Source organism: Sphingomonas sp. CCH10-B3 (genome assembly GCF_001556185.1).
Lineage (GTDB): Bacteria > Pseudomonadota > Alphaproteobacteria > Sphingomonadales > Sphingomonadaceae > Sphingomonas > Sphingomonas aquatica.
The window spans coordinates 1-11883 of the sequence record NZ_LSIJ01000076.1 but is presented as its reverse complement, the minus strand read 5'-3'; the positions used below and the strand labels follow the sequence as shown (position 1 = coordinate 11883).

The 11883-nt window shown below is 65.0% G+C and carries 15 protein-coding genes and 1 pseudogene; 4 read left to right on the top strand and 12 right to left on the bottom strand.

Annotated elements, in window-relative coordinates; all coding sequences use genetic code 11:
• Nucleotides 1–233: hypothetical protein (locus tag AX672_RS19095; protein WP_231731333.1), on the top strand; the 233-nt coding region annotated here is incomplete at its 5' end.
• A 459-nt stretch (nt 234–692) separates the two neighbouring features.
• Here AX672_RS19095 and AX672_RS12790 read toward each other — a convergent pair.
• The 9 genes from AX672_RS12790 to AX672_RS12750 all read right to left on the bottom strand — a co-directional run bounded on the left by AX672_RS12790 (nt 693) and on the right by AX672_RS12750 (nt 7779).
• Complete coding sequence (locus AX672_RS12790; RefSeq protein WP_017980778.1) at nt 693–1145, bottom strand: DUF411 domain-containing protein; 453 nt, start codon at nt 1143–1145, stop codon at nt 693–695.
• Between the two features lie 68 nt (nt 1146–1213).
• Nucleotides 1214–1579: a DUF305 domain-containing protein gene (locus AX672_RS12785; RefSeq protein WP_018251211.1), complete on the bottom strand. Its 366-nt coding sequence runs from the start codon at nt 1577–1579 to the stop codon at nt 1214–1216.
• 160 nt (nt 1580–1739) lie between these two features.
• A complete protein-coding gene (locus tag AX672_RS12780) occupies nt 1740–2477 on the bottom strand; it encodes a PepSY domain-containing protein (RefSeq protein WP_017980780.1) in 738 nt (245 codons plus the stop codon).
• A 25-nt stretch (nt 2478–2502) separates the two neighbouring features.
• A complete protein-coding gene (locus AX672_RS12775; protein ID WP_024310687.1) occupies nt 2503–3087 on the bottom strand; it encodes a c-type cytochrome in 585 nt (194 codons plus the stop codon).
• 15 nt (nt 3088–3102) lie between these two features.
• Nucleotides 3103–4395, bottom strand: a complete 1293-nt coding sequence (locus tag AX672_RS12770; RefSeq protein ID WP_043060765.1) for a copper resistance protein B — start codon at nt 4393–4395, stop codon at nt 3103–3105.
• Complete coding sequence (locus AX672_RS12765) at nt 4392–6425, bottom strand: copper resistance system multicopper oxidase (protein WP_018251213.1); 2034 nt, start codon at nt 6423–6425, stop codon at nt 4392–4394. The genes AX672_RS12770 and AX672_RS12765 overlap by 4 nt, the downstream gene beginning before the upstream one ends.
• A gap of 67 nt (nt 6426–6492) precedes the next feature.
• The gene (locus tag AX672_RS12760; protein WP_018251214.1) at nt 6493–7062 is read right to left on the bottom strand and encodes an RNA polymerase sigma factor; all 570 of its coding nucleotides are present in this window, start codon (nt 7060–7062) and stop codon (nt 6493–6495) included.
• A 10-nt stretch (nt 7063–7072) separates the two neighbouring features.
• Nucleotides 7073–7513 carry a periplasmic heavy metal sensor gene (locus AX672_RS12755; protein ID WP_017980786.1) on the bottom strand — a complete coding sequence of 147 codons (441 nt, stop codon included), beginning with the start codon at nt 7511–7513 and terminating at the stop codon, nt 7073–7075.
• Nucleotides 7510–7779 (bottom strand): hypothetical protein, encoded by a 270-nt coding sequence (locus AX672_RS12750; protein ID WP_020486670.1) that lies wholly within the window; start codon nt 7777–7779, stop codon nt 7510–7512. Before AX672_RS12750 ends, AX672_RS12755 begins: the two co-directional genes overlap by 4 nt.
• A gap of 127 nt (nt 7780–7906) precedes the next feature.
• Here AX672_RS12750 and copC point away from each other — a divergent pair, with 127 nt between their 5' ends.
• The 3 genes from copC to AX672_RS12735 are packed head-to-tail and all read left to right on the top strand — an operon-like array spanning nt 7907 to nt 9528.
• Nucleotides 7907–8275 carry a copper homeostasis periplasmic binding protein CopC gene (copC, locus tag AX672_RS12745; protein ID WP_020486671.1) on the top strand — a complete coding sequence of 123 codons (369 nt, stop codon included), beginning with the start codon at nt 7907–7909 and terminating at the stop codon, nt 8273–8275.
• 4 nt (nt 8276–8279) lie between these two features.
• The gene (copD, locus tag AX672_RS12740; protein WP_017980789.1) at nt 8280–9206 is read left to right on the top strand and encodes a copper homeostasis membrane protein CopD; all 927 of its coding nucleotides are present in this window, start codon (nt 8280–8282) and stop codon (nt 9204–9206) included.
• A gap of 52 nt (nt 9207–9258) precedes the next feature.
• Nucleotides 9259–9528 carry a flagellar biosynthetic protein FliQ gene (locus AX672_RS12735; RefSeq protein WP_017980790.1) on the top strand — a complete coding sequence of 90 codons (270 nt, stop codon included), beginning with the start codon at nt 9259–9261 and terminating at the stop codon, nt 9526–9528.
• 45 nt (nt 9529–9573) lie between these two features.
• Here AX672_RS12735 and AX672_RS12730 read toward each other — a convergent pair whose 3' ends face one another.
• From AX672_RS12730 to AX672_RS12720, 3 genes and pseudogenes are all read right to left on the bottom strand, one after another.
• Entirely contained in the window at nt 9574–9906 is a 333-nt protein-coding gene (locus AX672_RS12730) for a four-helix bundle copper-binding protein (RefSeq protein WP_017980791.1), read from the bottom strand.
• A gap of 89 nt (nt 9907–9995) precedes the next feature.
• Entirely contained in the window at nt 9996–10874 is an 879-nt protein-coding gene (locus tag AX672_RS12725) for a DUF4396 domain-containing protein (RefSeq protein WP_017980792.1), read from the bottom strand.
• Nucleotides 10875–10944: 70 nt separating this feature from the next.
• Nucleotides 10945–11829: pseudogene (locus AX672_RS12720) on the bottom strand (type II restriction endonuclease); the annotation flags it as partial.
• Between the last annotated feature and the right edge of the window lie 54 nt (nt 11830–11883).

Here is an 11883-nt window from a genome sequence, read left to right as displayed (position 1 = left end):
GGCGTCACCAGCCATCCGCCACGCCGATTTCGCGCAAGCCTTTTTCAACGGTCTCCATTGCTTTTATTTTCAGATGTGGCCGCCGTCGCTGCCGACGCGGCGAGGCTAGCGGCAAATACCGCCAAGATGAACGTTTTCATGTCACTTTCCAATTTGATCGAGATTTAAAATCGGCAGAGCCGCAACCGGCGAACGGCTGCAGCCTGACACGGCTTGACTCGATCAAACGGTAGGCGGTTCGGGCTCGGGAGCGACGTTGAGGCCGGCAAGTGCCCGGCTGGCAGGCCAGATAACGATTTGAGATGCGATCGAGCGCTTCAGCACTCTTGCCGGCTCCTCAAACGTCATGGGAACAACGCATCCCATTTGGGCGATACACGCCAGCGTCAGTCCTTTGCATGGGTGTTCCGATGACGGATCCGGGGTCGCCATACCCGCGCAATCCATGCGGGATGGGGTGACATGGCTCATCGCCATCTTGGGTGAGAGCGATGGGCCGGCCGCATACGCAATTCCTTGGCCCAAAAGGCCAAGCAACGCTCCAACAAGAAGCAAGAGAGAAAGACGAGCTTTCAACACCCGGATACTATCCCAATTGTCAACGCCGAGGTCAATACGGGTGGTTTGCCGGGTGCCGTAGTGCCGGCATGAAGCGCCGGGGAAGATTTGCCGCTCACAAGACAACCTGTCGTTTAGGCGCCGTGGCTAGCAAAGACACGCCGGCCAGCGGCACCGAACGCAATGACGTCATAGGGCTGGGTTCTCATGCCGGGCACCTCCATGCCCGGTGAGCCCATCGGCATTCCGGCCACGGCCAAGCCGCGCACGCCTTTAGGATGCTGGGCCAGCGCGCGCTTCATGTCCGCGATCGGGACATGTCCCTCAAACGCCATGCCGTCGATGATCGCGGTATGGCAGGACGCGAGGTCAGCGGGCAGGCCGATCTTACGCTGCAGCACCTCACGGCGATCATCGTCGATGATCTGGACCTTGCGGCCGAACTGCTGACGCACCTGCGCCGCCCATTTCTCGCAACAGCCGCAACCCGGATCGCGGTGCATGGCGATGTCGGCCGCGGCCGATGCGACCGCTGGGATGGTCATTAGCAAGGCGGCGACGGCGCCACGAACACCATTCTTCATCATCAGCTCCTAAAAGGAAATCCCCGCCCTGCCGGGGGGTAGGGGGATCGACAGGGCGGGGCAGCGCTCCCTTATTGCGGGCGCTTGCCGTGCTTGCTGAGCCACGCCTGCAGCTCGGCAATATCCTTTTCCTGTTTCGTGATCGTCATCTGCGCCATGCGCTTGGTCTCGGCGTCGCGCGCGTCACGCACCGCAACGCGCGACATGGCGATGGCGCCTCGGTGATGCTCGATCATCTTGCGCGTCCACATTTCGGCCGCGTCGCCCTGCTTGGCCGCCATCATCTTCTGATGCATGTCCATCTCGGCCTGGCCGTAGGGATTGCCGGCCATCATGCCCGCCATGTCGTCGTGGTTCATGCCGGCCATCTGACCGTGGTTCATGCCCTGCATTCCGCCGCTCTGCTGCGCGAGGGCGGGCGTGGCGAGCAGCGCCAAAGCTGCGAATGTTGGTGCGAAGCGCATTATTGATCTCCCTGGGTTCTAAGACTTCTACGCGTGCGAGGCGGCTATCCCTCACCCGGGGTGCTAGAACGCGCGAGAAATTGTCAGGAAACAGGACTTTATTTCCGAGGGCTACGCTCCTGAGCCGCGTATATTATGCCTCGATCACGATGTTGCGACGCCGCGTTTTGGGCCATCGCATGTAGAGAAGCACTGCCCCCCCTAACCAAAGCGCAAGCCCACCGATCGCGAAGGCGAGCAGCCAGGGCGTGTTGAAGTTCTCGTGATTCGTCCAATCCATGATGTGAAGGCCCCAGAAGAAGTCGTAGAGCCGCCAAGTGCCGGTTCGGACAGCCGAGATCCGACCGGTGTCGGCCGCGACAAAGACGCGGGTGGAATCGAGGTCGGCGAACGCGACGCGCCAGGCGGGGAGCGTGCCGCGATATTCGGGGCTGGCGCGCTCGATCCGCTCTACCTTCGCCGCTGGTCGAGCACCGCCACGCCATGCCAAACGCGCGATCTCCTCGGCCTCACGAGCCGTTGGTGCTGGCAGCGCTTGGCCCGTCGCGGCGTCGAACAGGCGCGTTCCCTTGGCTGTCGCGACCTCGGCGACCGGGCGGCCAAGCCACATGCGATAGGTGATGGCCTCGATGGGCGCATCTGCTGCGCCTACGATCGCCGATGGTGGGGCGAACGTGCTGCCGCGGGGAAGGGGCGCCGCGGCTTTGCGGTCAACGAGGTGATCGCCATGCACCCGATCGATCGGCAGGAAGCTCATCAGGGCGCCGCTTGCGAACCATAGCAGGAGCTGCGCGCCGATGATGATCGCGAGCCATTTGTGCGTGCGGCTCGCGAGTAGATGCAGCCTCAGTTTCGCGCTTTTCAGAACCACTCCTCCCTCAACCTCGTCGCCGGGGTCACTTCATACCCGGCATGTCCTTCATCATCTCGTCGTGATCGGCCGGGGCGCTCGCGACCAGTGCCTTATACTGTTCGGGCGTCATGCCGGGGAGCTTGCGGACGAACGCGACCATATTCCAAATTAGGGGGTCGGGATGCGTCTTGCCCCATGCCGGCATGGCGCTGAGCTTCACCCCGTGCTTGATGATCCAGAATTGCTGGGCGGGGGTGAGATCTTGAGCGCGCGCGAGTTCCGGCGCCTGTGGATAGAGGCCCTGGCTCATCTCGGATTTCTCGACGCCGGGGCCGAGATGGCAACCGGAACACATTTCTCCGTAAAGGCCCGCGCCGACTGACACGCGCTGCGCCGATGCCAGATCGGCCGGGGGTGTTATGCCGCGCGCGCGTGCCTCAATCGACCGATCGCGCAGGCGTTCGAGCATTGAATAGACCGCCGGCGTGTGCGGTTCGTCGGCCGCGATGTTATACACGCCAAGGTAGATAAACGCGGCTGCGCCCAGCGCCAGGACGATCGCCAGGGCGCCTACGAACGGCAGGCTCGGGAAGTGCTGCCTTATCGAGCGCCTGCCGTCTTGAGCCATCTGTTCCTCCATCGATCAGAACCAGACACGAACGCCGGCGACGATGCTCTTGGACGTTGCGCGATCCCCATCGGCGCGCGCGTAGCGGGCGGTGTCGCCGAAGCGGCGATCCCATGACACGCCGACATAGGGGGCGAACTCGCGCCGGATCTCATAACGCAGCCGCAATCCAAGCTCGGCGTTGGATAGGCCCGATCCGATCCGGTTTTCCGGCACGTCCTGCGCAGCGAAATTGAGCTCGGCGCGCGGTTGCAGGATCAGCCGCTGGGTGATGCGCTGGTCGTAATAGCCCTCAAGCCGCCCTAGCAGGTCGCCCTTGTTGGACAGGAATACCGCGCCCTCTAGCTCGAAGAAGCCCGGTGCCAGCCCCTCCAGCCCGACGGTCGCATAGGTGCGTTTCGGGGACGGCCCCAAATCCTGGCGGACACCCGCTTGTAGATTGAAATAAGGGCCAATGGTCCGGCTATAGAGCGCCTGCACCTCGGCGCTCTCGATGCCCTCGCGGAAGGCTCCCTCGCCCTCAGACTTGATGAAGAGGCGGTTGATGTCACCCCCGAACCACGCCTCGCCATCCCAGCGATAGCCGTCACGACCGTTGCGGAATTGATACTCAGCGAGGTTCAATAGCACCTGGCTGAAGTTTTGACCGCCGTGATGCTGCTGAAGGTGATGGCGACCCATCGCCATCGCGTCCGCGCCGTAAACGCTGTCGGCCGCATGGTCGGTCGGCAGGGGCGGGGCGGGGGCGTTTCCTGCGGGAAGCGCGGTGCCAGTCTGCTGCACCCCATCGGCCGCCATGCCTGGCATTCCGGCCATTCCCGACATGCCCTGCATGTCGTGGCCGCTGTGCTGGTCGGCTGGCATGGTCATCCCCGGCATCGCCGAATGGTCCATGCCCTGCATCGGCTGCTGGGAGCCCTGAGGGACCGTTTGGCCGTTTCCGGGCATCTGCATCCCCGGCATGGCTTCCATGCCCTGCTGTGAGCCCTGCGGAGCCGCATGGTCCATGCCGGGCATAGACGAGTGATCCATGCCCGGCATGGTCCCGTGATCCATACCATTCATGCCGGCCGTTGGCGCGGCGCGGCGTTTCGTCGTCGAAGCTGATGGTCGCCTCGCAGGAGCTGACCTAGTCTTGGCCGGCTTGCCTTTGGCCGTGGGCTTCACCACCGGCTTCTTTTTCGCAGGCATCGGCATGGTCATGCCCGGCATTGCCGAATGATCCATGCCCTGCATCGACTGAGCGGCGACAGGACCGGCGATGCCGAGCATGGTGGCGGCGGCGAGCGCCGCGGTCAGCCGGTTCATGCCGCCTCTCCCGCGAACGGGCGAACGGTGACGACGCGCATCATGCCTGCGGTCATGTGGTAGAGATTGTGACAGTGGAACGCCCAATCGCCGGGTGCATCGGCGGTCAGATCAAAGGTCATCTTGCCTCCAGGCGGCACGTTGACGGTGTGCTTGCGCGGCGCATGATTGCCGTGCCCCGTCACCAGCTCGAAGAAATGGCCGTGGAGATGGATGGGGTGCGGCATCATCGTATCGTTGACCAACGTCACCCGCGCCCGCTCGCCTTTGCGGAACGGGATGGGGTCGGCGGGATCGCTCAGCTTCTGCCCGTCGAAGCCCCACATGTAGCGCTCCATGTTACCGGTCAGATGGATCTCGAACTGACGCGACGGCGCGCGCACGTCGGGGTTGGGCGCGAGCGAAACGAGGTCGCGATAGGTGAGGACGCGGTGATCCAGGCCCTCCAGACCCTGGGGCGGTTCACCGCTACGGTCCTTCGGCATCGGGGAGATGGTCTGCACGCCCGGCCCCATCTTCACGCCCGGCGCATTCTTCGGGTCGCGCATGTTCATGTTCATGCCGCCACCCGACCCGTGGTCCATCCCGGCCATGCCGCCAGCCTGGCCCGATCCGCCCGACATGGCACTATGGTCCATGCCGGCCATGCCAGCACCGCCCGCTGCCATTTGGCTATGGTCCATCCCGGGCATTACAGCGCCGCCCATCTGGCTGTGGTCCATGCCCGACATGCCGGACATGCCCGCCATCGCTGCGCCTGCCGCGACCGTCCCGTGATCGGTCGGCCCCTTCCAGCCCGTCAGCTTCCAAAGATTGCGCGAGGCGTTCTGCATCAAGGTGGGGTCCGGCCCGCGCGTGGCGACCGGGCTCTCGTCCTTCATGCCGGACATGCCCTGCATCCCGCCCATGCTCCCCATGTCCATGCCCATATCGGTCATGGTCAGCAGCGTGCGCGGACGAAGCGGCGGGACCGGGGCGACCATCCCCTCACGCGGGGCGAGCGTCGCCCGGCCCATGCCGGAGCGATCGATAGCCTCGGAGACGAAGCTGTAGGCCCGGTCCTCGGGCGTCACGATCACGTCGAACGTCTCGGCAACGCCGATCTGGAACTCGTCGATCTTCACCGGACGGACATTCTGCCCATCGGCCTGCACGACGGTCATCGGCAGGTCGGGGATGCGGACGTTGAAGTTGGTCTGCGCCGCGGCGTTGATGATCCGCAAGCGGACCCGCTCGCCCGGCTTGAACAGCCCCGTCCAGTTGTCATACGGCCCGTAGCCGTTGACCAGGAAGGTATAGGTCGAGCCGGTGACGTCGGCGATGTCGGCGGGGTCCATTCGCATCTTTCCCCACTCGATCCGGTCCTTGAGCGGCATTTCCCGACCCGCGAGCAAGCCCGCGAGGGTCGGCCGCTGATAGTTGAAATAGGCGCCGCCCATCTGCTTCAGCTTCCGGAAAATCTGCTCGCCGGTCATCTGGCTGTGGTCGGACAGCACGATCACATGCTCGCGGTCGAACGCGATCGGATCGGCACCGGCCGGGTCGATCACGATCGGCCCGTAAAGTCCGCCCTGCTCCTGCTCGCCGGAATGGCTGTGATACCAGTAGGTGCCCGACTGGATGATCGGGAACTCGTAGATGAAGGTCGAGCGCGCCTTGATGCCGGGGAAGCTGATGCCGGGCACGCCGTCCATCGCGAACGGCACGAGCAGCCCATGCCAGTGGATCGAACTGTCCTCGTCGAGATTGTTGGTGACGGAGAGGCGGACCTTTTGCCCCTCCTTCAAGCGAATGAGAGGGGCCGGCACCGTGCCGTTGACGCCGATTGCGGGCGTCGACTTGCCGTCGACGGGAAGTCTGAAACTGTCGATCGTCAGCGCGATGTCAGTGCCCGAGACGGTCGGCAGCGGTTTGACGATCCCGCCCGAGACAGGCTGCGCCCACGCGGGCATATAGGCGGTCAGCGCCATGCCACCGCCAGCAAGGGCGGCGCCGCGAAGCATCTGGCGGCGATCGATAGTGCGGCTCATACGGTCCTCAAGGCTCTCGAACGGGAGTGTCCCTCTAGCCTTGATACGCAGCTCAGGGCGCTATCCCTCAGCGCCCGCCCAATCGCTCCAGCAACTTCGATCGCGCGCGATAGAGGCGGGTTTCTACCGCCTTTTCGCTGATCGACAACACTGCCGCGGTTTCAGCCTGGCTCAACCCCTCGATCGTGCGCAGCACCAAGGATTCCTTCAATGCGGTCGGCAAGCCCGCAATGGCGCGCGTCACGCGGTCGAGTTCCTGTCGGTCGCCCGTCGCGTCGTCGATCGCCACCTGGTCGTCTGCAATGGCTTCGGCTTCCGGGCCGATCGGTGCGGCGAACGCCAGAAAGCGCCGCACGGTGCGCTTGCGCCCCCAATCGCGGCACTTGTTGATCGCGATCGTCGATAGCCACGCGCGCATCGATCGATCGCCGTCGTAGCGGGGCAGGGCCTGATGCGCCGCGACGAAGGTCTCCTGCAGAAGGTCCAGCGCCTCGTCGGCCTCGCCGACGCACGCGCGCACCATGCGGAAGATTGACTGCCGATGGCGGCGCATGATCTCGGCGAAGGCGGCTTCGCGCCCGGCGATGCTGAGGGTCGCCAGCTCGCCGTCCGTAAGCGTGGTCCAGTCGAGGCTCACGCGCCGAACCTCAACGTGCGTCGTCGGTGAGCGCCTTCACCACGGCCTGATCGAACTGGCCGGTCTGATTGGGCCGCAAGAGCTGGCGCATGGCGAAGATGTGCGCCAGCGTCGCTTTCTGGAGCTCGCCCATGACGGCGTGGCTCTGGTCGACCGCTGCGGCGACGCGCGGCCCGTTGCCATGCTCGGCCTCGATCGCTTCAGCGAGCCGGGCATTGTTCGCCCGCAATTCCAGCTCGAATGCGCGCCGCTGCACGGCGAAACGCTGCTCCAGCACTTCAAGTCGCGCTTCCTGGTTGGCGTCCAGCGCCAGCTTATGATGCAGCACGTCGTGCAGCTCCGAGCCGGGCTGGGCACGTGGCGGAAGTAGCGCCCGCCCCACGAACACACCGATGATCGCGGCGATGAAGCACGCGACAATGCCAAGCAGAAGGCGGATGCGGCCGCTCATTGCACGCCGACGAGCAGCGTGGAGGGCGCGAGCGGCGACACCGGCCCCAAGGGCGATAGCGAAGCCGCGCTGGCTTCCTTCGCGGGCACACCGGCACCGAAGATGCCCATGACGAGCGCCGCAGCGATCGTCATTGCCCCAACGCCTAAGCCGGCGCGCGCCGCTGGACGTGCGGCGACCCGCGCCAGCACGCGATCTTCCATGCCATCAAGGCTCGCGGGCACGGGTGCTTGCGCCAGCCTCATCAATACTGCGTCGAGGTCCATGTCGTTCACTCCACCCCTCTAGCATGGATTACGCAAGCGACGCGCCCATCCCTCAAATCCATCCGTGAGGGGTGGTCGATCGGGGCGCGTAATGAAGGACAGGAACCCTCCTGTCGAAAGGCCCCCTATGCGCCGCCTATCCGTTCTGACTGCTGCTGCCGCTCTCGTCATGTTCGCCGGAACGGCGAACGCCCATCCTAAGCTGGTGTCGGCATCGCCGGCCGCCAATGCGACGGTCGCGAAGCCCGCTCGTATCGAACTTCATTTCAGCGAGAAGCTGATGCCAGCCTTCTCCAAGGCCGATCTCACGATGGCAGCGATGCCCGGCATGGCAGCCATGAAGATGGCCAGCGCCTCCGCGCTCTCGTCCGATGGCCGGACCCTCGTCATCACCCCGAAATCGCCGCTCCCATCGGGTCGGTATAGCGTCGCGTGGAATGTCGTCTCGACCGACACCCACAAGGTCGCAGGAACCTACGTCTTCGCGGTGAAGTGAGGCGATGGGGGACTGGTCGCTTATCGGCGTCCGCTTCGCGCTCTACGTGACGCTGGCTGCGCTGTTCGGCCTTGCCGCATTCAGCCTTTATGGGCTGCGGGCGCGCGAGCGCGGCGACGCGCTCGCGCTGCGTCCCTGGTTCATCGCCAGCGCTGGCCTGAGCCTGTTGTTTTCAGGCGCCTGGGTCGTGCTGATGGCCTCCTCAATGGCCGGAACGCCGGCCTGGCCGATCGACCGTGAAGCAGTCGGCGCGCTGCTCACCGGCTCTGCGATCGGAGCAGCATGGAAGCTGCGCATGGTCATGGTGGCCCTCGCGGCGCTGGCAGCGCTGGTCGCGGGCGGGCGCGGCATCTGGCTGAGCATCGTCGCGCTCTGCTCGGCCGTGGCACTCGCAACGCTGGCGTGGACCGGACACGGCGCGATGGACGAAGCCGTGATGGGCTGGGTCCACCTCATCGTCGACATTCTCCATCTGATCGCCTCGGGCGCTTGGGTTGGCGCACTACTGGGGCTGCTCCTGCTCGTCTCCCGACCCGCGGCGCGCGTAGACGCGGCGCATCTGGGGCTGACGCACCGCGCGCTGCACGGGTTCGGCGCGATCGGGACGGTTGTGGTCGGCACGATCCTCGTCACCGGCCTGGTCAACGGCTGGATGCTGGTCGGGATCGGCAACCTCGCCACGCTTCCTGCGACGCTCTATGGTCAGCTCCTGATCGCAAAGCTGGCGCTGTTCGTCGCCATGCTAGGGCTCGCCTCGCTCAACCGCTTCCGGCTCACGCCGGCATTCGAGCGGTCGATCGCAGCGGACGATCACAAGGGCGCCCTCGGCGCGCTGCGGACAAGTCTGGCGATCGAAACCGCCTGTGTCATCGCGGTTCTCGGGCTGATCGCCTGGCTCGGGACGCTCGCGCCGCCTGCATCGGCGATGTGATGCGCGGCCGGGGAGCCCTCGCGGTCCCCGGCCGTTCACGGGGCCGCGCCTGATGGATCAGTCGATCCTGCTCGACGAGACGGGGAGGATGCTGGCCGTGGCCGGCCTGATCTGCGTGGTGCTGCTCGTGCCGATGATGATCGTCGGGCTGATAATCAGCATCATCCAGGCGGCGACGTCGATTAGCGAACAGACGCTGAGCTTCGTGCCTAAGCTGATCGCGCTAGGCGTATGTTTGGTGATTTTCGGGAGCGCAGCGACCGAGCTCCTGACCAAGTTCACGGCCGAGCTGTTCGCTGTGATCGCGAGCATGGGCCGTTGATATGCAGATAGCTGCGCGGGCGGGCGACCGCCCGCGCAAGCCCCGCTATGCCGCCATCCGATCGCAGGAATCGGCGCACTTCCGGCACGCTGCCACGCAATCCTCCATGCCGCCCAGGGCCTCGCAGCTCGCTGCGCAAGCCCGGCAGATCTCGGCACACTCGCGGCAGATATGCTGATGGTGGGCGGACTTGCGCGCCATGAAGTCGATCGCAACCGCGCAAATTTGCGCGCAGTCGGCCATGATCTTCATATGCTCGGGCGCGGCGTGCTGGCCGCCCATTTCGAGGCAATGGTTCATCGCCATGTGAAGACAGGTCACATGGCATTCGTGGCAGGCGTCCATGCACGCCTTCATGCCGGGGTCGATCTGGTGCATCGCATTATCTCCGTATGAGCCCCCGCCTGTTCCTAGATACGCGCGCCGCGCGATCACCCCTTGCCGCGATCTCCGTCGTTCGCGGCAAGTTACATGGCCCACCGACCGAACAGCGTCGCAACGATGATGCCCGCGCCAAGCATGATGAGCGTCAACACTGTCATCGCGGCGATCTGAGGTCCGGTCACGCGCGCGCCGGCCGCCATGCCGCTCATCCCTGCCATTGCGTCGTGTCCCATGTCCGGCATCGGCGTGGCCGATTGCCGGTCCGCGCCGACTTCGTGTCCGCCATGCCCCAGCGCGCGCACCGTGCCCATGCCGTGCTTCAAGCGCACGCCAACCAGCCAAAGGTTGATCGGATAGGCGACTGCGAACCCGACGAGTGTCGCCAGCGACATGACGCCCCAAAAGCGGAGCGAGCTGGCGTGCATCGCGGCCATGTCGCGGCTCATCAACACCACCATCGTCGGGATCATGCCGGCCATGACGGCATTCATCGACAGCCATTCGGGGATGAACGACATGCGAAGCGCGCCCCAATAGGAACCGCCCGCCATGTCGCGCATGAAAAGCGCCTGGAAAATCAGCAGTCCGAACGCGAAGCCGAACACATATTCCGCGATCACGTCCTGCCACATCGGCAGGCCGAGCGCCGTGGTGATCGCGGCTGCGGCGATGACGCCGGTTGCATCGCCCGCCATGCAATGGATGGCCGAGCCGAACGCCTGCTTCCAGAGCGGTCGAACGAAATCCTCGTGCCGCTCGTTCGCCGGCTCCTGGCAGGACAGGACATAGGCCGCGGCCATGATCGGGCCACCATAGAGCGTGACCAACAGCCACCCCCATTTCATCACGCGCAGCTCGGGGTTGCGGGTGAAGGCATCCCACGCGACGTAAGCGACCGAAAGGGCGGTCAGCACGAACCACCCGATCAGCACGGCGTCGAGCCAGGGGGCCGGGGATGGCATCGTCACGGCAGCACTCCTCTACATGCTAGAGGATACGCGGCTCTCCGGATCATCCCTTGCGCGGAGCGGGCTAGGCGAGCTTGCTGGAAACGGCCTTGATCGCTTTCAGTCCCGATCCGAACCGCGCGATGGCCTCCCGGTTCTTCTCCAGCTCGCCATAGGGCAGGTAGGATATGTCGAGGTCGGCTACGCGGCTGAACGCGGGCCGCTGCAACTGCGCGCGAACGTCCGTCTCGCGCGCGTCGGGCGCGACAAGGAACAGCCCCGCGGTCGCGTGAAGGTCGCCACCGCTCAAGGCCAGGTCGAGCATCCTGACGATGCCCGAATAGATCGAGGTCGAATGCTCCACCTCGAACGCCGCGGCGACATGATCGCCGGCCTTCTCAAGCCACAGCACGTCGATCAGCCGGATCGAGTCAGCGCCCTTCGACGTCGCGATCGTGTCGGGCAGGCGCTCAAGGCATCCTGCGCCCAAGGGTGATCCGTCGAAGGCGCGGCTGCGGTCGTTCGCGGCGATCCATACGTCATAGCCGAGCGCCAACCCTAGATCGCGAAGCCATGCCTGGATTTCGGTATGGGTGCGCTCGTTCTCGCCCTCGCGCTGAGCGGCCTTGCTGAGCGTGCGCGCTTCCTCGCGCGCCGCCTCAAGCCGCTGCCCCCAGCTCGCCAGCGTCGCGCCGCTCACGTCGAGGGGCGGAGCCGGATAGCGATCGGAGCCGATGTCGAACAACAGACCGCCGATCGCGCCTAAATCATTCGATAGCAGCTCGCGGAAGCGGTCGTTGAGATCGAGGATGCCGGTCCGCATCGCCAGAAAATGCTCCCAGCTCCCGAGCTTCACATTCGCCCCCGTCAGCGCGTTGTAGCCCTTAACGATTGCGGTGTTGAAGGGCGGCACCAGCGTCGGGTGAAGGAAGTAGAGGAGGTTGGCGACCGCCGGACCCAGCCCCTTGATGGGGTGACTACACGAAAGTGACGTATCTGCACGCTAAGGGCGAACAAATCCGGT

What these genes read in the sequence shown, in the direction of transcription:
- AX672_RS12765 (WP_018251213.1), bottom strand. Translation starts at nt 6,425, where the DNA reads ATGAGCCGCACTATCGATCGCCGCCAGATGCTTCGCGGCGCCGCCCTT.
- AX672_RS12790 (WP_017980778.1), bottom strand. Translation starts at nt 1,145, where the DNA reads ATGATGAAGAATGGTGTTCGTGGCGCCGTCGCCGCCTTGCTAATGACC.
- AX672_RS12755 (WP_017980786.1), bottom strand. Translation starts at nt 7,513, where the DNA reads ATGAGCGGCCGCATCCGCCTTCTGCTTGGCATTGTCGCGTGCTTCATC.
- copC (WP_020486671.1), top strand. Translation starts at nt 7,907, where the DNA reads ATGCGCCGCCTATCCGTTCTGACTGCTGCTGCCGCTCTCGTCATGTTC.
- AX672_RS12750 (WP_020486670.1), bottom strand. Translation starts at nt 7,779, where the DNA reads ATGGACCTCGACGCAGTATTGATGAGGCTGGCGCAAGCACCCGTGCCC.
- AX672_RS12735 (WP_017980790.1), top strand. Translation starts at nt 9,259, where the DNA reads ATGGATCAGTCGATCCTGCTCGACGAGACGGGGAGGATGCTGGCCGTG.
- AX672_RS12775 (WP_024310687.1), bottom strand. Translation starts at nt 3,087, where the DNA reads ATGGCTCAAGACGGCAGGCGCTCGATAAGGCAGCACTTCCCGAGCCTG.
- copD (WP_017980789.1), top strand. Translation starts at nt 8,280, where the DNA reads ATGGGGGACTGGTCGCTTATCGGCGTCCGCTTCGCGCTCTACGTGACG.
- AX672_RS12730 (WP_017980791.1), bottom strand. Translation starts at nt 9,906, where the DNA reads ATGCACCAGATCGACCCCGGCATGAAGGCGTGCATGGACGCCTGCCAC.
- AX672_RS12725 (WP_017980792.1), bottom strand. Translation starts at nt 10,874, where the DNA reads ATGCCATCCCCGGCCCCCTGGCTCGACGCCGTGCTGATCGGGTGGTTC.
- AX672_RS12770 (WP_043060765.1), bottom strand. Translation starts at nt 4,395, where the DNA reads ATGAACCGGCTGACCGCGGCGCTCGCCGCCGCCACCATGCTCGGCATC.